The sequence below is a fragment of the Paenibacillus sp. FSL K6-2862 genome (assembly GCF_038005125.1).
GTDB classification, from domain to species: Bacteria; Bacillota; Bacilli; order Paenibacillales; family Paenibacillaceae; genus Paenibacillus; species Paenibacillus illinoisensis_A.
Window position 1 is genome coordinate 6058128 of the sequence record NZ_JBBOSN010000001.1, and the last position, 23424, is coordinate 6081551.

Consider the following 23424-nt stretch of genomic DNA (forward strand, 5'->3'; position numbering starts at 1 on the left):
CACCTTTCTTATGGTCCGAAACGCACTTATACCATTCTTAGTCTATTATTAAACCTTTGAAGAATCACCGAAGCGGATTATAGCTGAAACGTTATACAAATATAATACAAATATTATACGAACTTGTAAACATAAATATGACTCATGGGTCAAATAACTACAAAAATGATCGTTAATTTCAAAAAAAGACACCCCCTGACGCACTTGCGTCAAAGGATGCCTTTTCAACCATAGCCCTACATTATTATAGGAGAACATTCGCTTATTCAACTCTTCGGTCACATACACTAATCGTCTGATGAATGGGCGCTTAGCCCTGTGTTCGGGTTGGATTGTCGGTCAGATACTCACGCTCAAGCCATGCCTGCCAGTCTGATGAATCCTCCGGCATGATCCACTCCGGATAAGCTGCATTCTCATTGTGCTCATAACCCTTGCCTCCAAGGATAAAGCGCATATGCGGAAACTCAGTCATAATGCGATCGACAAGCCGGTCACACTGCTCGCTTAAGGCCGGATTCGTAATGGAGAGGCAGACCAGCTTGATCTTCTGCTCCCGGATTATAGGGAATACCCCTTCCTCGGGAGTATTGGCACCGAGATATAATACTTCGGCTCCATTTTTGCGCATAAACAACGAGAACAACAGCAATCCCACCTGATGATGCTCCCCCTCCGGACAGAGCGCCAGAACTTTGGGCAGATGCGGATAGATCGGGAACAGATGGAAAAACTGATAGAACCGCTGTGAGATCAGCTGGGTCATAAAGTGCTCCTGTGCGACTGATGCTCTGCCCTGCTCCCATGCATCCCCCACGCGAACGAGAATGGGTACAAGCACATGGTAAAACATCGAATCATATCCATACATGGTGAAACCAAAATCAATTAACCCGTTGGCACGTTCACCTTGGAAATGGTAGAGCGAGTCGTATATCTGATCAGCCATGCGTAAGTAAGCCTCTTCCATTGTGGGAACAGGTGCAGTAAGCGGGGCCGGAATGACCGCTTCTGGTGGTGTTGCTTTGTTTTCTTTTAACATGCGTACGGCTTCTGATATGTTGGTCTGATGCTGTTCAACCTGCTCCTTCAGCCAACGCAAATCTTCAACATTTTCATCCGTGTACAACCGATAACCCGATTCTGTCCGTTCAGGGGTTACCGCACTGTACCGATTCTCCCAAGCCCGGAGCGTAACCGTTGGAATGTCCAGCATGGCAGCGACTTGTTTGATGGAATACACTTGATTACCCACTCTCTTTTCTGAAATATCCCGACCACCTATAGGTTAACGAATACTTCCTCCGTCCTTGTCAGGTATATGGAAATCCCAACATTCTACAAAAATAATACACTCATTATACACAACGGCCACACACCTGTCGATTGCATTCAGGCAAATCATATATCGATAAAATACATTTCTCTCTGTCCCCTGCGCAGCCTGCGTCAATGTTCATGACAGAGTGGTAATAGTAGTCAGCACGTTTACAGAAAGGGGATATGCCGTTGTTTACTACAAGGCGCTCATCATCAGAACACCAAACATCCAGACGTCGTTTTCCATACATACGAACAGCTCTTGGACTCCTTATTCTATGGCTTGTGGCTGTCATGTTATATCAAACCTACAAACCACTTCCCGCAGGCATTTCCTATGAAAGCCCAGAATATCGCGTAGACGAGGTGGCATTCCTTCATGATCTCACTTATCCGTCGGCAGACGGGCAGATGGAACACGAGCAGCAGATTTTTCAGCGCATGCTGCAGATTGTGGAGGAGGCGGAGCAATTTGTGGTGGTGGATATGTTCCTGTTTAACAACTATCAGCATAAGGGTCAGCACTTTCCGCCGGTTAGCGTAGAATTCACAGATGCTCTGGTCGCCAAAAAAAAGCAGCATCCCGACATGCAGATTCTGTTCATTACGGATGAAGTGAACACCAATTATAATTCGGCACCCAATGAACTGCTGGAGCGAATGAAGCAGGCCGGCATTGAAGTTGTGATTACCAATGTGGATCCACTCCGGGATTCAACGCCCGTATACTCTGCAGTCTGGCGTACGTTCTTTCAATGGTTTGGCCAGTCGGGTGATGGCTGGATTCCGAATCTGATGGCAAGCGATGGCCCGGACGTTACCATGCGCTCTTACCTTAAGCTGCTTAATGTAAAAGCCAATCATCGCAAGGTCGTAGCCAGTGAGAAAAAAGCGATTGTCTCCTCAGGCAACATCCATGATGCAAGTGCCTACCACTCCAATGTGGCGTTTGAAGTAACTGGACCCGTCATTGGAGATATACTTCATTCGGAACAAGCCGTACTGGACATATCAGGGGGAGGTCAGGTTCCTTCCTACACAGCTCCTTCCACCGATCCAAACCAAGGCGATCTGCGCATTCGCTATCTGACGGAAGGAAAAGTGAATGATGCCGTATTGCATGAGATCAAACTGATGGAAAAAGGGGATACCTTGTGGATGGGCATGTTCTACATTGCTTCTCCAAAAGTACTGGACGCATTGCTTGATGCTTCCAAACGAGAAGTAGATATCCGGCTGGTGCTCGATCCAAACGAGAATGCATTTGGTCAGGAGAAAATCGGTATTCCGAATCGGCCTGTAGCCGCCGAGCTGCATAATAAATCGGATGGCAAGATCCAAATCCGCTGGTACAACACAACCAAGGAGCAGTATCACACCAAAATGCTGTATATTGCCAAAGCCACCGGGGATCATATTGTGCTTGGCGGATCAACCAACCTTACGCCTCGAAACATGAATGACTATAATCTTGAAAATGAACTATGGGTCGCTGCGCCTGCGGACAATGAGTTCAGTCGCAATGTGGCGGATTATTTTGAACGCGTGTGGAATAATGAGGATGCCGAGTTCACTCTGAATCTGGACGAATTCCAGGAGAAAACCACTTTCCTGAAGGGAATTCTCTATAAACTGCAGCTCATATTGGGATTTACCACGTTCTAAGCTACTCTGAGCTGTGTATTGGTCGCCTGTGAAATTTCTGCAGGCGGCTTTTTTAAATAGACTTGACATCTGATGTGAAATATGAAAATATGGTCTCCTAACGACCGTTAGGAAGGTGAATAAAATGACAGCACAATCCATTCGTAACGCAGCCTTGTTCCACTTTGCCAGAGATGGATATGAAGGGGCCTCCCTTCGCGCTATTGCTGACGATGTAGGAATTAAGAAACCGTCCATATATGCTCACTTCAGCGGCAAGGAAGACTTGTTCCTCCAGGCACTGGCTCATGCTTTTCAAGAAGTAAAACGCCATACATTGGAATATTTCCGCGATCATGCCGAACTTCCCCTGGAAGACAGACTTAAGGGTGTGTTTCCCTGGTTCGAAAAGGAGTATAACGCCAGCCCTTCAACACGCTTGATGCTGCGCATGTCCTACTTCCCCCCTCCCGGACTGTACAACGAAGTCATGGACATCGCGCATCCATTTCTGGATGGCATGGAGCGATCACTGAACCGGCTCCTGCAGCGAGCGGTACGTCATGGAGAATTACCTTCGATTCCAACGGAACAAGCTGCCATTGCCTTTATGACTTCTCTCGATGGAATTACCGTGGAGATCATCTATGGAAGTTCACGCCGTTACAATAGACGTCTTGAGGCGGCATGGCCTGTCTTTTGGCATGGCATTCATCATTTGAACGAAGAGGCACAGAAGATCGTGCTGGAAGGAGAATCATCATCATGAACCGCAATTGGTTATATGTATTTATCGGAGGCATCATCGAAATTGTCTGGGTAAGTGGACTGAAGCATGCCTCCAATCTATGGGAATGGGCGCTGACCGCTGCAGCCATCATCATCAGCTTCGCCCTAATCATCGCAGCTTCCAAGAGATTGCCGGTGGGCACGGTCTATGCCGTATTTACCGGAATCGGTACCGCAGGCACCGTGCTTGCAGAAATGCTGCTGTTCGGGGAGCCATTCCGTCTGGCCAAAATCCTGCTGATCGGACTGCTGCTCTGTGGCGTAATCGGACTGAAGCTGGTGACCGATCAACAAGAAGAAGCGAAAGAAGGTGTGGCATAATGGCATGGTTAGCAATCGTAGGCGCAGGTATCTGTGAGATTTTTGGCGTAATCGGAATCAACGGCGCTTCGACCAAAAAGGGCTGGCCTTATATCGTGCTTATGCTCATTTCCTTTGTATTCAGCTTCTCGCTGCTGTCCTATGCGATGACCTCCATTCCGATGGGCACCGCCTACGCTGTCTGGACAGGCATTGGTACCGTAGGCAGCACATTAACGGGCATGTTCCTGTTCGGCGAGCGCAAGGAGGTCAAAAGGCTGCTGTTCATTGCCATGATTCTGGTGGCTGCAGTCGGACTGAAACTGATTACGTAAATATGGTATTCATTCTGTAAAAACTAGGGCGACTTCCATCTGGAAGTCGTCTTTTTGGTATATCATGTAAATAGGCATATGGACTCTGTGAATGTGGAAAGGATGATTTGTATGAAGAAATGGTTGGTCCGTCTCAGCACGCTTGCAGGCTATTCATCCTTAGCCCTCCTGGCTGCATTTTATCTGGTCGCACTGACAGCCATCATTATTCTGGCCATACATGCCTTCGGGAATGGAGCATAGTTCTTACAGGTTCTTACATTTATCCGCGGCAACGCTCACTTCCACCTCTCTCTCCTTCTTGAAAAACGGGACTGCTCTGATTGTTCGAATTTCCAATTCCCTACCATTTGAATTCGCCCTTCCACTTCGTTTATACTTGTTCTGACCCTAAAGTCAATTCAAGAACTCATAAGTTCCGCAGATGAGGTGAAGGTATCGTTAATGAACCCAATTCATGAAATGAATGAGAAGAAAAAACTCATTATAACGACAGCTCTCAAGCTGTTTTCTGCCAAAGGCAGTGCTGCAACGTCCATGCAGGAAATTGCGGAGCTATGCGGAATGTCCAAGGGAAGCCTCTACCTGATTTTTAAATCCAAAGAGGAGTTGGAAGCCAGTACGATGGAGTACTGCATCTATACCCTGCTGGATGAAATGTCACAGATTGAACATGAGGCTGGCCTCACATCACGAGAACGTCTGCACAAGCAGATCGAGACGCTGCTGCTTCATGTATCCGAATTAAAAGAATTCCTTCGGGTGCAGCTGCGCAGCATGATGATGGATGATGAGCAGCAGCATCCCGGCAGAAAATGCGACCCGCATCACAGGGATATGGAGATCCGAACCCTGCACTGGTTCAAGGATAAGCTGGAGGATCTGTACGGTCCCGAGATTGAGCCATATACTGTGGATCTTATTTTGCTGACGCACGGCCTTTTCCTGTCCTACGTCAAGATCTGGTTTACGGAGATGCCTTCCCTTACCGTATCCAAAATGGCCGCGAATCTGCTGCAAACGATGGATTATGCAGCGCACGGTTTGCTGGATCAGCGACCTGAGCCTTTGATCAGCTTGGAAAACTGGCCGGCATGGACCAGCGAATCCAAATCGGATTCCACCATGATGCGTCACCCCATTCACATCATCAAACAGATGCAGGATATCGTAACTACCGATCTGTCCGCAGGACAATCCCGAAACGATGCGCTAGAAACCATCGCCATTCTCAAGCAGGAAATGATGGAATTCACGCCGCGCCGGGCTATTATCCTGGGCATGATGCACAACCTGGAGAACATTCCAGCCATCGAATCGTTGCACTCCGAGCTTCAGCATATTCTGGATGCCATGTATAGCCGGTTCATCCAGGCTGACTCGTCAAACAAATAGAAACAGGGAGAACAGAGAGGAGAAGAGACCATCGTATGAAAGGAATCATTAATTTTTCACTGAACAACAAGTTTGCGATCTGGATCCTGACCATTATCATTTCCTTCGCTGGTTTGTACAGCGGACTGACGATGAAACAGGAAACCATCCCAAACATCAATGTGCCATTTCTAAGTGTCACGGCGATTGATCCCGGAGCGGCTCCAGAGGGTATCGTAGAAGATGTGACCAAGCCGCTGGAACAGACTCTGCGCAATGTGGAGGGAATCAAGACACTCACTTCCACATCCATGGAGAATGCTGCTTCCATCACACTGGAATTTGATTATGGAACAGATCTGAACAACGCTACAGCAGCTGTTCGGGAGGCGCTAAATGAAGTGCAGCTTCCGGACGGTGTACAGAAACCGACCATTTCCAAATTCAGCATCAATTCATTCCCGGTTGTCTCACTGAGCTTGTCCGATAAGGACGGCGGAGATCTGGAGCAGTTGACCAGACTCGTTGAATCCGATATTCAGCCTGCACTCGAAGATATCGACGGTGTAGCCCAAGTACAGGTTTCCGGTCAGTATGTCAAGGAAGTCCAACTGAAGTTCAACCAGGACAAAATGAATGAACTCGGCCTGACAGAAGATACCGTTAACGGCATCGTTCAAGGTTCATCTGTCCGCGTTCCACTCGGATTGTTCGAACTGGACGAAGCACAAAAAGCCGTTGTGGTTGATGGTAATATCATTGATCTCGATGACCTGAAGAACCTTGCCATTCCTGTGGTGCCTAGCGGCGCAGGTGCAGCAGCAGATCCATCTGCTCAAGCAGGCGGTGCTGCAGGCCAAGCAACAGCTCCGGATGCCGCACAGGGGTCAACCCCGTCTGCCGCACCATCCGCGGGTGGAAATGCAAGTGCAGGCAGTGCTTCCGGTGCTGCCAATGCCGCAGGAATTCCTACGGTGAAATTAAGCGAGATCGCGAACATTGAGGTTATCGGTCAGGCCGAATCCATTTCACGGACAGATGGCATGGAGTCCATTGGTATCTCCATCGTGAAATCCAATGACGCCAATACCGTGGATGTCGTGAATGCCGTTAAAGACAAAGCGGAAGAATTGCAGTCGCAATTCAAAAACGCCCAACTGACGGTATTGCTTGACCAAGGTAAGCCGATTCAGGATTCCGTCAATACGATGCTTGGCAAAGCAATCTTTGGTGCCCTGTTTGCCATCCTGATTATCCTGTTGTTCCTGCGTAATATACGTTCGACCATTATCTCGATTATCTCGATCCCGCTCTCCTTGCTCATGGCATTGACTGCGCTCCTGCTCATGGACATTACACTGAACATGATGACTCTGGGCGCCATGACCGTTGCCATTGGACGGGTCGTGGATGACTCGATCGTTGTTATCGAGAACATTTATCGCAGATTGACCCTGAAGGGAGAGAAACTGAAAGGCCGTGAACTGATCCGGGAAGCGACTCGTGAAATGTTCATTCCGATCCTCTCTTCCACAATTGTAACCATCGCCGTGTTCCTGCCACTGGCACTCGTTAGCGGTATGGTAGGCGAGCTCTTCATGCCATTTGCATTAACTATGGTATTTGCGCTGCTGGCATCCTTGCTCGTGGCGATCACCATCGTTCCGATGCTGGCTCATACCCTGTTCCGCAAAGGTCTGAAGAACAAGCAAAATCATGAGGAAAAACCAGGGAAGATGGCAGAGGGTTACAAACGCCTGCTGAACTGGACACTTTCGCACAAAATCATTACCGTCGGCATCGCCGTGGTCTTGCTCGTCGGCAGTTTGTTCCTGTATCCATTCATCGGTGCAAGCTTCTTGCCAGAACAGCAGGATAAATATGTGACGATCACATACAGCCCGGAAACCGGCTCCCTGCGTGAAGACGTTGAAAAAGAAGCGCTTGCTGCTGAAAAATATTTGCTGAAGCAGCCTGGCCTGGAGAAAATGCAGTATTCCATCGGCGGCAGCAATCCACTGAGCAGCATGGGTGGAGGAAGCTCGAACTCGGCACTCTTCTATATCGAATACAATGAAGATACCAAAGATTTCAGCCAAGTGAAGGAACAGCTTGTAGAAGGTTTGCGTAAAGAAGTTCCCGTAGGTACCTGGAGTGAACTGGATATGTCCGGCGGTCTGGGAGGCAGCAGCCTGAGCATCTCCATCTACGGCGACAATGTGGAACAGCTTAAGCCTGTCACAGATGAAGTGTTCAAGCTGGTTGAAGAAGATACCGAAAACTTCGAAAAAGCAGACACCACACTCTCTGACACGTATGGTCAATATACCCTCGTTGCAGATCAGGAAAAGCTGAGCTCGCTCGGTCTGACTGCAGGCCAATTGGCTATGGCACTGAGCCCTGTACAGGAACGCCCGGTACTGACGGAAGTGGATATTGATAACAAAACCTATAAAGTGTATGTCGAGACAGATCAGAAGACATTCGACAGCATCACTGACATTGAAAATGAGACAGTGACTTCTCCGCTCGGCATCCAAGTACCGATCAAGGATGTTGCAAATGTTGAAGAGGGCACTTCTCCGAACTCAATCATGCGCATTGACGGCAAAGTCGTTGCACAAGTTTCGGCTACCATCCTGGCTTCCGATGTGCAGAAGGCTTCACAAACCCTGCAGGATAACATCGACAAGCTGGACCTGCCTGATGGTGTTGAGGTGAAATTTGGCGGTACAACCGAGCAGATCAATGACACCTTTACCCAACTCGGTCTTGCCATGCTGGCAGCCATCGCCATTGTATACTTTGTACTTGTCGTTACATTTGGCGGCGGACTCGCACCATTCGCCATCCTGTTCTCCCTGCCGTTTACCGTTATTGGTATCATGGTAGGACTGTTCCTGGCTGGCGGCACCATTGATGTCTCTGCCATGATGGGTGGACTGATGCTGATCGGGATCGTAGTCACCAATGCAATCGTCCTGATCGACCGTGTCATTCACATGGAGAAAGACGGCATGTCTACGCGTGAAGCCTTGCTTGAAGCAGGGGCAACACGTCTGCGTCCAATCCTGATGACTGCACTTGCAACGATTGGCGCCTTGCTGCCACTCGTTACCGGACTGGAAGAAAGTGCGGGAATCATCTCGAAAGGCCTGGGTATTACCGTTATCGGCGGTCTGATCAGCTCTACGCTGCTCACCCTGGTTATTGTGCCGATCGTGTACGAATTCCTGATGAAATTCAAGAAGAAAAGAATCGAAGACTAAGCTGTTCAATTGAACTTCGGTCCATAAAGAGCAATACGGAAATATAATAAACCTCCTGGTTCTCCATTGGAATGACTAATGACTGTCCATTCCAATGAGATCAGGAGGTTTTTTGGTTTGCCATTAAGGGGCTCCCTCCCTAAATGTCAGGTAAAACAACACCAATCCGAACCTGGATTATTCCAGATTACAAAAAAAGGAGCTTACTTTGTTATGTAAAACAAATCAGCGTCAGATTTCAGCCCATCATCGGTAAATGGACTTATAATATAGATTAATTATGTAAGTTAACGGATTTTAGACAGGTCATCCAGCTCGTACATCACAACATAACAGAAGCTCTTCAGAAACCTGCATCATGAGGCGGGATTGCAATCGGCATGCAATTGGGGAAGGACGGTGGTTGTATGGGGGAAACGACGCTCCAACTTCAGATGAGAGACATGTTGAAACGGCCTGTATTTCGCAAGGCAGAGGTACTGGCCAGTGAACGGGCACTGGAGAGGTATGTCCGTTGGGTCCATATTATGGAGGTACCGGATGTGGGCGATCTGTTAAACGGAGGAGAACTGGTACTGACTACCGGCATCGGCTGGCAGGCTGATGAGCAGCAAGGTTTGTCTTTCCTGCGGCAGTTAATTGCCCGTGGTGCGGCTGGACTCTGTATCGAACTGGGGATTCACACCAAGTCACAACTTGGAGCGATGAAGGAAATCGCAGCAGCAGATGACTTTCCCCTGATCTGGTTCCATGAACAAGTCCGCTACATTGATATTACACAAGACCTGCACTTCGCCCTGATTCGCAGTCATCAGCGGATGCTCGCCGAACTCGACAATCTGACTACCTCGTTCAACCAGCTCCTGCTAAACGGAGACGGCGTACAGCCGCTGCTTCGCTTGTTATCACGCACAACCGGCTGCCCGGTTGCATTATACCCGCTCGAGGGGGAAGCCAGTGCTGTTCCTTATTGTCCGCCAAAGCAATTGGAGAACCGCAGAATGGCTTGGTTAAGCCAGCGCAACCATTCACCTGAGACAGGACAATCAAGCCATTCCCATCGTTTGGAGCAGCCTATGGATGCCTATACCCTGCCTGTTCAGGCGCTCGATTACACCTTCGCAGACCTGGTACTCTTTCTTGAGAAACTTCCCGAACACGAGCCGGAGTCACTGCGTCACAAGCCTACTGATGAATTTGTCATTCAGGCGCTGGAGCGCTGCGCAGCCGCTATTGCACAGGACTGGATGCGAACCAAATACATGGAAGAGAAGCGTCGTTATAAGGAGGACATGTGGGTCATTGACTGGCTGAACGGACATCACACGGCCAAGGAAATCCAAGAGTACCTGTCCGCCAGCCCCCTGCTTGCTGCCAGCAAGGGCACCGTTGTTTTGTTTGACAGTAATCCGAATTATACGGACAGCCTCAAGCTGCAGAAGCTGCTTATCCAGCGCAATATCGTCGCCCGTTCTGTATTCTCCAGGGAAGGGTTCTCCCTGTTCAGCACGGTATTGAATCATCAGATCATCCTGATCATCCTCGATCCTCAGCCAGGTCCTCAGCGCAAAAGCCATCTCTGGCGCTGCATAGAGCAGCTACAGCACCACGAAACGGACCAGACCCATCGTCTGTTCTCCGGTCTGCTGGGCATTGGTCACAGCTGTGCCGATTTGTCACGACTCAAGGACAGCCTGGATACGGCGAAGGAAACGCTGCGCATTCAAAAGGATACCGGACCCATGCAGCAGCCGTTTTACAGCAATCTCCATGGTTACCGCATCATCGCAGGGATGAAGCAGAGCGGTAATCTGGAGGATTTTATTGAGGAATACCTCGGCCCCGTCATCCGGCATGATGCAGAGAAAGGCGGCCAGCTGCTGCGCACACTCAAGCAATATTTCGTGCTGTGCTGCTCCAAACAGGAGACCGCTACTGCCCTATTCATTGTCAGACAGACCCTCTATCACCGGCTCGACAAAATCGAAGCTTTGCTCGGAGAAGACTATATCCTCCCCGAGAAACGCGTCGCCATCGAACTCGCCATCTACGCTTATGAATACGTTCATGGTCCAATTGCATAAATGGCAAGAGGACTATGCCCCCCGCTGTTCCTGAAGCTGCCGGATCAGAAAGTGGACGAACCACTTTCGTCCGGACGCTGTACCCACATGCTGCTCTTTCATTTCGCCCGGATGATCGGGATGTTCCCATACGACACTGGCACCCTCCAGATGCTCCTGAACCGAATAGATTCGATATCCCAGCGCAACCATTCGTTCGATCGCCAATTTCTCCGCTTCAAATGCTTCATTCTCCATCATTCGCCTCAACCTCTCGTCACTGTCGTAACCGCCTGCCGCCCAGGCATGGGGGCACCTGCATCGTATTTGGCACGCTTCACATACTGGCCTGATCCTGCCACACCTGCAAACTGACGATCTTTAATGACATACTCCCCCCGACACAGCACGGTAACGGGACATCCCTCTACCTGCATGCCTTCGAAGGCGCTATAATCCACATTCATATGATGTGTACTCGCCGATATCTCCCGGGAAATGGACGGATCGAAAATAACGATATCCGCATCAGTACCGACTGCAAGTGTCCCTTTCTGCGGAAACATCCCAAACAGCTTGCTCGCCCGGGTAGAACACAGATCTACCCATTGATTCAATGAGATGCGTCCCTTCGCAACTCCCTCCGAATATAAAATGCTAAGCCGGTCCTCAATGACAGGCCCACCATTAGGAATTTTGCTAAAGTCATTCTTCCCCAGATCCTTCTGCCCCTTGAAATTAAATGAGCAGTGATCGGACCCAATGGTCTGCAACTGGCCGCTCTTCAGTGCGTTCCACAACACCTCCTGATGGGAGGCTTCCCGCAGAGGCGGGGACCAGACATACTTCGCCCCTTCAAAATCAGGCTGATCCATGATGGACTGATCCAGCGTCAGATACTGCGGGCATGTCTCGCCCCAAATCCGGTAGCCCATGTCGCGCATGCGTGCAATCTGCTCCACGGCTTCGGCACACGTCACATGCACAACATACAGCTGTGAATCCGCAAGGGCAGCCAGACGTGCAGCGCGTCCTGTCGCCTCTCCTTCCAGGATGGAAGGACGGGTAAGGGCGTGATGAATCGGCTCGGTCCGCCCTTCAGCGAGCGCCTGTCGCACAAGCAGATCGATGACATCGCCGTTCTCAGCATGCACCATGACCAGTGCACCGTACTCCTTGGCCTTTTGCAGCGTCTGATAGAGGATGCCATCATCCGCCTGGAACTGGTTTTTATAGGCCATGAACACTTTGAAGGAAGACACCCCTTCTTCCTCAATGACCTGCGGCAGTTCCTCCAATACCTGGTCATTCATCTCTCCGATCATCAGATGAAATCCATAGTCGATGGCAGCCTTCCCCTTGGCCTTCGCATGCCATTCCTTCAGGGATTCGGTAAGCGGTTTGCCTTTCTGAGTCAGACAGAAATCAAGGATTGTCGTTGTTCCACCAAACGCTGCAGCTGCGGTTCCCGTTGCAAAATCATCCGCGGTTACTGTCCCGCCAAAAGGCATATCCAGATGTGTATGCGGATCAATACCGCCGGGAATGACGTAACAGCCGGAGGCATCCACGATCTCCGTTCGGTCATCCGCCACCATGCCCATGCCAATCTGCGTGATTTTCCCGTTCTCGATGAGTATATCTGCTTCAAATGTGTCCGCTGCCGTGACCAACACGCCATTCCGAATCAGTTTGCGCCCACTCATGATATCGCCTCCTTGGTTGATTGATCTCTAATCGATTGCAGCACAGCAATTGCAGATTGACGTTCATTCCAGGTTAATGGAGTCTGTTCAGGTGCTACCTCGACCATTTCAATAGCCCCGTCCACCGGACACACAATCGAGCATAGGTTACATCCCACACAATCTTCCTCGACTACTTCCAGATAGGCGCCGGAAGGATCGGTCAGCATATCAATACACTGATGCGATGTGTCCTCACAAGCGATATGGCACTTGTTGCAGTTAATACAGACATCACGGTTGATGCGGGCGACCACTTTGTAGTTGAGATCCAGATCACCCCAGTCCGAGTATCGGGGGACTGTCTGGCCCACAAGTTCCGCTACACTGCTCAGGCCCTTCTCATCCAAATAATCATTCAGCCCATCGATCATATCCTCCACGATGCGAAAACCATGATGCATCGCTGCCGTGCACACTTGCACGCCTGTCGCTCCCATGAGCAAAAACTCGGCCGTATCCCGCCAATCGGATATGCCGCCAATTCCCGAAATGGGCACGCCCACTTCCGGATGGCGGGCACATTCGGCCACCATGTTGAGGGCAATAGGCTTCACCGCTGGTCCGCAATAGCCGCCATGGGCCCCTTTGCCGCCTACATGGGGCACGGTATTCCACGAATCCAGATCCACCCCCGCCAGAGAGTTAATGGTGTTGATAAGAGAAATGGCATCCGCACCGCCGCGCACTGCGGCCCGGGCCGTTGCCGTAATATCCGTAATATTCGGTGTCAGCTTCACGATCACGGGGGTCGTCGCGACTTCCTTCACCCACATCGTCTGCAGCTCAACCAGATCCGGCTGCTGACCGGAAGCCGCCCCCATCCCCCGTTCTGCCATGCCGTGAGGGCAGCCAAAATTCAGCTCCAGTCCGTCTACCCCAACGGCTTCTACCTTTTTGACAATTTCATGCCACTTCTCCCGCTTCGGTTCTACCATCAATGATGCAATGACCGCGCGATCCGGGAAACGTTTCTTTGTTTCAGCAATCTCTCGCAGATTGACCTCCAGTGGACGATCGGAGATCAGCTCAATATTGTTGAAGCCCGCTACCCGCTGTCCGCCGAAATGTACAGCGGCAAAACGGGATGACGTGTTAATGATCGGTTCACCCAGCGTCTTCCACACCGCACCTCCCCAGCCTGCCTCGAAGGCGCGCTGCACCTGATATCCTGTATTGGTCGGTGGCGCGGATGCCAGCCAAAATGGATTGGGTGATCGAATACCTGCCAGATTTATCGATAAGTCAGCCATAACGATCCCTCCTTGGTGTTGTTTGCATATATGGTCTTGCTCTGCACTCGGTGGCTTCGTAGTCTGAACAGCATACGAAGCACAAGCTCATCTCAAGCTGTCTCCTCCACCTGTCCAGGCAGTGCCTTCATCAGTGCTGCTGCGGCCAGCTTGCCCTGCTGTGCTGCTGAGACAACCATGGCTTCGCCTTGCCCCTGGCCGAAAACCACATCCCCTGCCGCATAGATCTGCGGATGAGACGTTCGGTAGGTCTGCTGCTCCACCTCGACAACGCCCCAGTGATGACGCAGACCGAAAGCTTCAATGAGAGGCAACAGCCGGTTCTGTCCGATTGCCCGGACGACGGTGTCACATTTAATCATGAACTCCGTTCCTTCTTGGGGTACGGGTAATGCACGCCCGCCTCCTGGCGGCGTGACCAGCTCCATTTTCACACACTCCACAGCCCGGACTCGCCCATTCTCATCGCCAATAATACGCTTCGGCATCGTAAACCAGCGGAACTCTATACCTTCCTGCTTCGCAAACGCATATTCAAACGCATAGGCCGTCATCTGACCCTCTCCGCGCCGGTAAAGCATCTGTACACGTTCTGCTCCCAGACGTACCGAGCAGGTGGCTGCATCCACTGCCGTGTTGCCCGCACCTATGACGGCTACTCTCAGACCCTTCAGCGCAGGCGGTACGCCCTGTTTCGTGGATTCCACCAGTTCAATGGCATCGTACACCCCTTCCAAGCTCTCTCCTTCGATCCCAAGCATCGGAACGGAACCCATACCACAAGCCAGAATGACAGCTTCATGCTGTTCCAGCAGTTGTTCAGGAGACAGATCCACGCCTATGCGTACACCGTACCGGATGTGTACTCCCAGCGCTTCAACCTGCTCCACTTCCCACAGGGACACTTCCAAAGGTAAACGAAAGGAGACGATCCCGTACGTATTTAATCCACCACCCTTAGGCTTCGCTTCATAGATCGTCACCTCATACCCTGCACGGCCAAGCTCTCTGGCTGCGGACAAGCCGGCAGGCCCGGCGCCAACAACTGCGATGGAACGGCCATTGGAGGGGGCTGCCTGAAACAAAGGTTCGTTGGCTGCCCGTGCCCAGTCCGTGGCATATCGCTGCAGATCACCGATGCGAATGGGCTTCGACGATTCGTTCAATACACAGGCGCCTTCGCACAATTCCTCGGTTGGACAGACTCTTGCACAGCTGGCTCCTACCGGATTGGCATCCATAATGGTTCGGGCCGAGCCTTTCAGATGACCTGTCGAGATTTTCCGGATAAACGAAGGGATATTGATGTCCGTTGGGCACGCCTTGATGCAAGGTGCATCGTAACAGTACAGACAGCGATTGGATTCCTCCATCGCTTCCTTGCCTGTCATGGCGGGTTTCATCTCGGCAAAACGGCTCTCCCATCCATAATCGGATAACGCTGCTCCCGTGCTGTTTATCATGAACATGCACCTCCTAGGGATTGAATTAGGGTCCGGGTTCTTCTTTTTGAATACAACCTTTCAAATGCCAGTTACAGGTTAACCAGATGCTCATACGTCTCAGGGCGCCGATCCCGGTAAAATTGCCACACATTGCGCACTTCACGGATGATTTCGGTATCCATCTCGCCGATGACAATCTCATCCTGATCCCTGCTGCCCATGGCGACCATTCGTCCGCGCGGGTCCACCAGATACGACTGACCATAAAATTCACCCATGTTCCAAGGCGCCTCCACGCCTACCCGGTTAATGGCAGCCACGTAATAGCCGTTGGCAACGGCGTGGGCAGGCTGTTCCAATTTCCACAGATATTCCGATGTACCCGCCACCGTGGCTGACGGATTGAACACAATCTCCGCTCCGGCGAGTCCGAGCAGGCGCGCTCCTTCCGGAAAGTGCCGATCGTAGCAGATGTACACGCCTACTCTGGCGTAAACCGTATCAAATACCGGATATCCGAGATTCCCGGGCCTGAAATAATATTTTTCCCAGAAGCCGTTCGTGCCCTCGCCTGCTTCTACATGCGGGATATGGTGCTTGCGATATTTGCCAAGATAGGAGCCATCGGCATCAATCACGGCAGCCGTATTGTAATATGATGCAATGCCTTCTACCTCGTACACAGGCAAAATGATCACAACGCCAAGTTCCTTCGCAAGCGCCTGAAATCGCCTGGTTGTCGGTCCCTCCGGCACCGGTTCGGCAGATGCGTACCATTTGGGATTTTGTTCGGTGCAAAAGTAGGGTCCATAGAAGACCTCCTGCAGTCCGATAATCTGTGCTCCTCGTGCTGCAGCCTCACGGACCAGGGTGATATGCTTCTGAATGGCAGCCTCCTTGTGATCTTCAACCGGTGCCGATCCTTCCACTTCATGCGAAGCCTGAATCAGGCCTATATTGATTTTCCCCATACGCCAGTAACGCCTCCTTCTACCCAGATTAGGATGTATTAAAGATGAATCCGATCGTCCATCGGTTCCTTTTTCATATCAGAAAAGGTGAATCAGCCCTCGGATTCATCGTCAGCAGGCAGCACCCTGCATATCTGCCGAATCGTGCGGTATAATACCTCCGTTCCCAGCGCAATGTCCTCCGGGGAGGAATACTCACTCGGATGATGGCTGATCCCATCCTTGCTGCGGACAAAAATCATGCCATAATCGCACACATAAGATAGCGCCAGTGCATCATGGAATGGACCACTCATAAGCTCCGGCAAGGACAAGTCCATCTCCTCTGCAGATGAGCGAATGGCTGCCTTGATTCGTTCCGCACAGTAGCGCGGTTCACTATTGGTATCTTCAGCCACGGAATAGGTAAGCCTATGCTGACCGCATACTTCAGCAAGCACATTCATCAGCCGGGCTTCAAGCTGGTTGCGGCGTTCCATCTCCATATCGCGCAAGTCCAAGGTGAAGCTGACTTCCTCAGGGATAATGTTGCGCGAGTCGGGGAATACCCTCAGACTGCCCACAGTACCAACCGTGGGTGCAGCCGGATCTGCTCTAACCATGTCGTCAAACGCTGCAATGACTCTGGCACTGCCTACGAGCGCATCATGACGCATGGCCATCGGTACCGAACCGGCATGCCCTGCCATGCCCTTGATCGTAATCGTGAGCCATAATGGACCGGAGATGCCCGTGACCAGTCCCACCGGGGCATCCAGCGATTCCAGCACAGGGCCCTGTTCGATGTGCAGCTCCAGATAGCTGCCGATGGAACCAGGTGCATAGACTCCTTCAGCGAATTTCTCTACCCAGTATCCGAAGGATTCCAGCGCCTCCCGGCGAGTCACCCCATTCCTGTCCTGCCGCTCCAGTTCTCCCTCTTCCAACTGCCCGGTCATTCCCCGGGAGCCGAACAGACCTTTGTTGAAACGTGAGCCCTCTTCATCGCAAAAGGCAACGACCTCTATCGGCATGGCAGGCTGGATGCCACTCTCCATCAGGCACTGCACAGCTTCCAGGGCACCCAGGACACCAATGGCACCATCATACCGACCGCCATAAGGCTGTGAATCAATATGCGAGCCGATCATCAAAATGGGCTGCGCAGGATCAGCACCTTCCATGCGGCCAATCAGATTCCCGAATGGATCCAGACGGGTCACCAGTCCAGCTTCTTCCATCCAGAGACGCACCTGGATAATGCCTTCCATATCTTCAGGGGTGAGGGCCAGTCGGCAAACGCCCGTCTCACCGATTCGTCCAATACGGGACAATTGTTCAATTCGTTCATTCAACCGAAGATGGTTAATGCCTATTCCGGTTGTGGTCTGCATCTTCCCTCGCCTCCACATGGTTTATTATTCACACGAGTCATACAAGAGTCGTTCCTGGAATTCTCTATCCATCCACTATCCTGCCTCCACACTCCGCAGTGCCTTAAGCAAACTTTCCGCGATCAGCTCCAGCTCTTCCTCCGTGGTGACAAAGGGCGGTGATATCGTCAAAATGTTGGCGAAACCGGGTACCGTGTCCCCGTTCTTACCAATAAGAATGCCGTCCCTCTTACAGCTGGCCAGCACGTGTGCTACCTTCCCAGCATCAGCTGGGGAGCCATCCGCTTCTATAAGCTCGATGCCGCAGGCGAAGCCAAACATTCGAACATCTCCGACCGCAGGCAGCTCCTGCAGCGGCTCCAGCTTCTCACGAAGGACTCGCCCCAGTTCATCGGCACGCTCCACCAGATTTTCACGCTCCAGAATTTCGATGTTGGCCAGTGCTACCCGGCAGGAGACCGGATTGCCGCCGAAGGTGTTCACATGGCGAAAGTGAGCATCCGGTCCGGGTTCCCGGAACGTATCATACAGATCCGCTCGCACGGCTGTAGCCGATAATGGAGAGTACGCGCTGGTCATCCCCTTGGCCATGGTGACTATATCCGGCTGCACCCCGTAATTCTGGTGTCCGAACTTCTGTCCCGAACGACCGAACCCGCAGATCACTTCATCCACGATCAGCAGTACACCATAACGCTCACAGATTTCCTTCACTGTACGCATGTAGTCCGAAGGTGGGACAATCATGCCGCCCCCCGTAATCACCGGTTCCATGATCACTGCGGCCACGGTCTCTGGGCCTTCCCAGCGGATGACCTCTTCATAGATGGTTGCACATTCGAGTCCGCACCCCTCCTTGTTCCGTCCAAACGGACAGCGGTAGCAATACGGGGGTGGGACATGGGAGAAGCCCACACCCAGCGGCTCATACTTGATCTTGCGGGCAGCTTGCCCGGTGGCACCGAGTGCGCCCATGGAGTTCCCATGATAAGCCCGGTGACGGGAGATGAACTTGTGCCTCGTTGGCTCACCATTCTGGTGATGAAACTGACGGGCTATTTTGAACGCCACCTCATTGGCATCCGATCCGGAATTGGAGAAAAAGATTCGATAGTCCCCCTCCAGCCATTCGTTCAGCTTCTCTGCCAGCAAAATCGCCGGCTCGTGGCTCTGGGTCATCGGCACATAAGCGAGTGATTTCATCTGCTCATATGCGCTCTTCGCAATCTCCTCCCGTCCATGCCCCACATTCACGCACCATAACCCGGACATGGCATCCAGATACCGCGTTCCATCCTGATCCGTGATCCAGCTGCCTTCCCCGCTGACCGCAATCATTGGATGATCATTATGAGGCGAGATGTGATGCCACACATATTTGCGGTCTTTCTCCAGCCATTCTTCCTTGGTACCGCTAAGCGGCTGAGGTTGCTGATCCACGGAGCTCATTCGCCATCCTCCTTCGACTGCCTTATTTCACCGCTTCTTCGTAAATGCTCTTCTCCAGCGCTTCATCCAGATTGGCTGCCTTCTTGATCAATCCATAATTCAGTGCAATATCTGCTGTACGGGCAAACGATTCATCCACAAAACTGCCCACCTGCTGCTCCGTAAATCCTTCCGGACGAATCAGCTTCGCAATCTCCTCCAGCATCGTAACCTGATGTTCACGGGTCGTACTGCCGTCGGTCACGTTGCTCATGACGATATCCACGGTTTCCTCCTGGTTGTCGATGGCATAGTTCCAGCCTTTCAGAATGGCACGGGTGACTTTAACGGCAAGATCGCGGTTGCCATCGACCCAGTCCTTCTTCGCGATCAATGTATCTTCCAGCATGCCTACGCCAGCGTCCTCAATGTTGAACACATCCAGATCGGACTCCTGTACGCCGCTCTCCAGCACGACGTGATATTCGTTATATATGGTTGCTGTCGCGACATCCACCTGGTCATTGAAAAACTGATCCATCGTAAACCCCTGCTTCACCAGCTCAATATCCTTCTTCGGATCAAGTCCGTTCTTCTCCATAAAAGCGAGGACCTGGAACTGCTGGCTGCCGAACCATGTGCTTACCTTTTTGCCTTTCATCTGGGCAGGATCCGTAATTCCTGCCGACTTCTTTGCGATCAGGCGGTAGCTGCTCTTCTGTGAAATCTGGGCAAGGGAGACCAGCGGCAGACCGTTGTCACGGCTCACCAGCAGACTGTCAACCCCCGTGATGCCGACATCGGCTGCACCGTTGACCACCTGCTGTTCAATAACGATATCCGGGCCACCCGGAATAATCTCTGCATCAATGCCTTCATCTTCAAAAAAACCTTGCTCCTTCGCGGCATAAATTCCGGCAAACTGGGCCTGCGGAACCCATTTAAGCTGAATTTTCACTTTCGTTAAGGACTGCTCTGCGTCTCCTCCTGAACTTGCAGCAGCAGGGTCAGCAGACGGCTCCGTCTTCGCGGAACATGCTGCCAGCAAGGCAACCGCCAGCATCAGCACAACGACCATCAAACCCGATTTCAACGTTTTGTACATATACAAACAACCCCCTGTTTATATAAGAATTCAATCAGGTACTGCAGCGGATCTGTGGTGTTCCCGCACGATGGTGAGGGTTATGCGTTAGTGCGCACACGGTTCCATGGAATGAGCCGCTTCTCCGCCAGTACAACGGCTTCATAGAGCACGATGCCGAGAGCGGCGGCAATGACGATACAAGACCAGGCAAGCGGCATGTTGGCGAGCCGAATCTGATCCGACAGCAGATATCCAAGACCTTGGGAAGCGATAAAAAACTCGCCCACAATGGCACCGATAATACTGGTGGACATGTTGATCTTCAGTCCGGCAAAGAGGGACGGCATGGCGTGTGGCAAACGCAACTTCAAGAACACCTGCATACGGCTTGCAGCCAGTCCGTCCAGCAGTTCACCGTACTGCGGCTGTATGGAAGTGAGCCCTTTGAACAGACTGACTGCCATGGCTGCCATCGTAATGACGGCCACTACGGCAATCCGTGACCAGATGCCGTCCCCAAACCAGTTGTTCATGATGGGCGCCAGTGCAACAATTGGTACTGCGTTAAGAGCCGACATCACTGCAATCCCTGCCTTGCCGCTGATGGGGAAGAACGAGGCACCTGCGGCTGCGACCGCCCCCAGAAGAGAACCGAGCAAGAAACCTCCCAGCATTTCCGTTCCACTATATAGAGCATATCGAAAGAGCATTTCCGCATTATCCCGGATGGAAGCTGCAATGGCTGAAGGTACAGGAAGCTGGTAACTTTCCAGTGAAAATAATTGATGAAACAACCGGAGCTGCCACAAGGCGAGAAAACATAGGCCCGCCAGCCAGGGGAGCAAATGTAGAATGACCCGTTTACTCGGCGCATTACCTACTGGCCGTTCCTGTTCTGCTTGTCCCTGCTGCCCCTGAATCTCCGAGCCGGGGACAGAAGCAGCCATAGCTGAACCGGGCAAAGCTGCAGAGCCGGATACAGCAGCCGTTCCGTTCTCATCCCGGCTGCGCTTCACCATTACCCCTTCCCTCATACCGTGTTCCCTCCCTTGGCTCTAAATTCGGGCTGCCAAGGCGTTAACCAACGCTCGGCCAGGCTGATGACCAGATACGAAATTAGGCCAATACCGATGCTAAGCATGATCGTAGCCCAGAACATGCCGGCTTGAGCACTGCCATAATACAAGGAACTGACCATCAGGACACCGAGTCCATCGGGTGCACCCATCAGTTCAACGACGATGGAAGAAGTAACAGCTAGCGGGGCAGCGATTTTCATGCCGGAGAACAGTCCTGGTAGGGCTGAAGGCAGCAGGCATTTGATATATCTGGCCGGCAGCGAGGCTCCGCAGGAACGCATCAGCTCCAGATGCTCCGGTGCGGCACTTTTTAACCCTTTTAACGTGTGAATGACAATGGGGAAGAATGTAACATAAGCCGCCATGACGATCCTGGCCCACTCGGCATGATGAATAATGCCGTACACGATCGGTGCGAGACCGATAATTGGGATCATCTGTGAGGAGATAACATAGGGAGATAATGTACGTTCCAGCCAGACGGCCGCACTCATAAGAAGTGCCAGCATTAGACCCAGCATTGCTCCCCCTGCGAATCCAATTGCTGCATTGCCGAACGTCACTGCCCCCTGCTCAGCGAGAGTGCCGGAGTAGCGAACCAGTGCGGCAAGAACGTCATGAAGATATGGCAGACGGGATGCAGCCTGCTGTGGCGACATCCACATGTGGAGAATCCAAGCTATGCCTTCCCACAGCAGCAATAGCGATAGAATCCATATCACGATCCAGGAACGGTAATCCAGTTTAAGTGAGCTCAGGGACATGGCCCGGATCACGCTCCTCATGAAAACAATTGCGAATGGTGGTCAGCATGTGGTAGAAGTCCTCGGTCTCTCTCAGGTCATTGGTTCGATCCGAAGGCAGCGCCACAGAGTGAATGGAATGTACTTGCCCGGGATGTGCCGAGAGGACAATAATGCGATCTGACAGAAATACGGCTTCGGGGATACTGTGCGTGACAAAGAGGAAGGTTTTGCCCGTGGACCGCTTGATCTCAAGCAGTTCCAGTTGAAGCTTCTCTTTCGTGAATTCATCCAGCGCGGAGAACGGCTCATCCATCAGCAGCAGCGGCGGATCCAGCGAGAGCGCACGGGCAATGGATACCCGCTGCTGCATGCCTCCACTGAGCTGCCAAGGATAGTGGTCAGCAAATCGGGTGAGCCCCACCATCTCAAGCAGCTCACTGCTGATGCGACGGCATTCTTTTTTGCTTGTGCCCAGGATCTCCAGCGGCAGCTCTACATTGTGACGTACCGTGCGCCAGTCAAACAGGGCTGGCGTCTGGAATACGATCCCGAATTGTCGCTGCAGACGCGCCTTTTCAGGTTCTGAGCCTGCAATGCGGACGCTGCCTGAAGTCGGCTGCAGCAGATCGGCTATGATTCTGAGCAATGTCGACTTGCCGCAGCCTGAGGGACCAAGCAGCGAGACGAATTCATTGGACTGGATGTGGAACGTCACATCAGACAGTGCGGTGACCTGTTTGGTTCCAGTACCAAAAACGACAGATACATGATCAATTTCAATGTGGCGATTTTCGGGGACGTTCATGGATGACATGGGCATTCTCCTTTTCGCGGGGAAGTTAGGTTTCATTTCACACCAAGGCCGAATGGAAGGTTTGCGTTCACGAACGTAACAGGTTTTTCTGGTTAGGTAATACTATAAATCATTGGGCGGAGATTACATTATACAGACTGTTTTGAGTATGGGCCTGTTCATGTTACACAGTGTAAAATGAGACAAATTCTCATTCAGAACGATGTCAGCCCATGGATGGTTTATCTGACACCATGTTATTCGATATGCATATATAGCCTTTATTTCAATGTTCTTTATGAATGGCTTATTCGAGCATACGTATAGAACTGGGTACGGATTCCAGTACATTAAGACCTATAATATAGGTCCTTCGCATACTAGTCCTCCTTAAAAAGCGCATGTTTCTT

At 51.6% G+C, this 23424-nt stretch carries 20 protein-coding genes; 8 read left to right on the top strand and 12 right to left on the bottom strand.

All coding sequences use genetic code 11. The features are described 5' to 3' along the window. Window positions 1–310 precede the first annotated feature (310 nt). Complete coding sequence (locus MHB82_RS27470; RefSeq protein ID WP_258377655.1) at window positions 311–1255, bottom strand: MerR family transcriptional regulator; 945 nt, start codon at window positions 1253–1255, stop codon at window positions 311–313. A gap of 359 nt (window positions 1256–1614) precedes the next feature. On the opposite strand from MHB82_RS27470, the gene MHB82_RS27475 reads away from it, so the two are divergent. From MHB82_RS27475 to MHB82_RS27510, 8 genes are all read left to right on the top strand, one after another. Further along, entirely contained in the window at window positions 1615–2985 is a 1371-nt protein-coding gene (locus tag MHB82_RS27475; RefSeq protein ID WP_375335095.1) for a phospholipase D family protein, read from the top strand. Window positions 2986–3109: 124 nt separating this feature from the next. Next, the gene (locus tag MHB82_RS27480) at window positions 3110–3733 is read left to right on the top strand and encodes a TetR/AcrR family transcriptional regulator (protein WP_095359985.1); all 624 of its coding nucleotides are present in this window, start codon (window positions 3110–3112) and stop codon (window positions 3731–3733) included. Beyond that, the gene (locus tag MHB82_RS27485) at window positions 3730–4074 is read left to right on the top strand and encodes a DMT family transporter (protein WP_110758598.1); all 345 of its coding nucleotides are present in this window, start codon (window positions 3730–3732) and stop codon (window positions 4072–4074) included. Before MHB82_RS27480 ends, MHB82_RS27485 begins: the two co-directional genes overlap by 4 nt. After that, window positions 4074–4388, top strand: a complete 315-nt coding sequence (locus MHB82_RS27490) for a DMT family transporter (RefSeq protein ID WP_095359987.1) — start codon at window positions 4074–4076, stop codon at window positions 4386–4388. The genes MHB82_RS27485 and MHB82_RS27490 overlap by 1 nt, the downstream gene beginning before the upstream one ends. Window positions 4389–4499: 111 nt before the next feature. Next, on the top strand, window positions 4500–4631 hold the full coding sequence (locus tag MHB82_RS27495; protein WP_255247946.1) for a hypothetical protein: 132 nt from the start codon (window positions 4500–4502) through the stop codon (window positions 4629–4631). A gap of 201 nt (window positions 4632–4832) precedes the next feature. Then, window positions 4833–5783: a TetR/AcrR family transcriptional regulator gene (locus MHB82_RS27500; protein ID WP_341176309.1), complete on the top strand. Its 951-nt coding sequence runs from the start codon at window positions 4833–4835 to the stop codon at window positions 5781–5783. Window positions 5784–5818: 35 nt separating this feature from the next. Continuing rightward, window positions 5819–9031: an efflux RND transporter permease subunit gene (locus MHB82_RS27505; RefSeq protein WP_341176310.1), complete on the top strand. Its 3213-nt coding sequence runs from the start codon at window positions 5819–5821 to the stop codon at window positions 9029–9031. 434 nt (window positions 9032–9465) lie between these two features. Continuing rightward, window positions 9466–11115, top strand: a complete 1650-nt coding sequence (locus tag MHB82_RS27510) for a PucR family transcriptional regulator (protein WP_341176311.1) — start codon at window positions 9466–9468, stop codon at window positions 11113–11115. Between the two features lie 12 nt (window positions 11116–11127). On the opposite strand, the gene MHB82_RS27515 is transcribed toward MHB82_RS27510, so the two are convergent. From MHB82_RS27515 to MHB82_RS27565, 11 genes are all read right to left on the bottom strand, one after another. Continuing rightward, the gene (locus MHB82_RS27515; RefSeq protein WP_095359991.1) at window positions 11128–11355 is read right to left on the bottom strand and encodes a hypothetical protein; all 228 of its coding nucleotides are present in this window, start codon (window positions 11353–11355) and stop codon (window positions 11128–11130) included. 5 nt (window positions 11356–11360) lie between these two features. Next, entirely contained in the window at window positions 11361–12800 is a 1440-nt protein-coding gene (hydA, locus tag MHB82_RS27520; RefSeq protein WP_341176312.1) for a dihydropyrimidinase, read from the bottom strand. Further along, window positions 12797–14092 (bottom strand): NAD-dependent dihydropyrimidine dehydrogenase subunit PreA, encoded by a 1296-nt coding sequence (gene preA / locus MHB82_RS27525; protein WP_110758593.1) that lies wholly within the window; start codon window positions 14090–14092, stop codon window positions 12797–12799. Before preA ends, hydA begins: the two co-directional genes overlap by 4 nt. Before the next feature lie 92 nt (window positions 14093–14184). Beyond that, entirely contained in the window at window positions 14185–15555 is a 1371-nt protein-coding gene (locus tag MHB82_RS27530) for an NAD(P)-dependent oxidoreductase (RefSeq protein WP_341176313.1), read from the bottom strand. Between the two features lie 71 nt (window positions 15556–15626). Further along, entirely contained in the window at window positions 15627–16508 is an 882-nt protein-coding gene (locus MHB82_RS27535; RefSeq protein WP_110758591.1) for a nitrilase-related carbon-nitrogen hydrolase, read from the bottom strand. Window positions 16509–16600: 92 nt separating this feature from the next. Beyond that, window positions 16601–17881 carry a M20 family metallo-hydrolase gene (locus MHB82_RS27540; protein ID WP_341176314.1) on the bottom strand — a complete coding sequence of 427 codons (1281 nt, stop codon included), beginning with the start codon at window positions 17879–17881 and terminating at the stop codon, window positions 16601–16603. 75 nt (window positions 17882–17956) lie between these two features. Continuing rightward, window positions 17957–19330: an aspartate aminotransferase family protein gene (locus tag MHB82_RS27545; RefSeq protein ID WP_341176315.1), complete on the bottom strand. Its 1374-nt coding sequence runs from the start codon at window positions 19328–19330 to the stop codon at window positions 17957–17959. Between the two features lie 22 nt (window positions 19331–19352). Beyond that, complete coding sequence (locus tag MHB82_RS27550; RefSeq protein ID WP_095359998.1) at window positions 19353–20414, bottom strand: ABC transporter substrate-binding protein; 1062 nt, start codon at window positions 20412–20414, stop codon at window positions 19353–19355. A gap of 80 nt (window positions 20415–20494) precedes the next feature. Further along, window positions 20495–21430, bottom strand: a complete 936-nt coding sequence (locus MHB82_RS27555) for an ABC transporter permease (RefSeq protein ID WP_255247947.1) — start codon at window positions 21428–21430, stop codon at window positions 20495–20497. Beyond that, on the bottom strand, window positions 21427–22239 hold the full coding sequence (locus MHB82_RS27560) for an ABC transporter permease (protein WP_341176316.1): 813 nt from the start codon (window positions 22237–22239) through the stop codon (window positions 21427–21429). Before MHB82_RS27560 ends, MHB82_RS27555 begins: the two co-directional genes overlap by 4 nt. Then, a complete protein-coding gene (locus MHB82_RS27565; RefSeq protein ID WP_341176317.1) occupies window positions 22220–23035 on the bottom strand; it encodes an ABC transporter ATP-binding protein in 816 nt (271 codons plus the stop codon). The genes MHB82_RS27560 and MHB82_RS27565 overlap by 20 nt, the downstream gene beginning before the upstream one ends. Window positions 23036–23424: the final 389 nt, after the last annotated feature.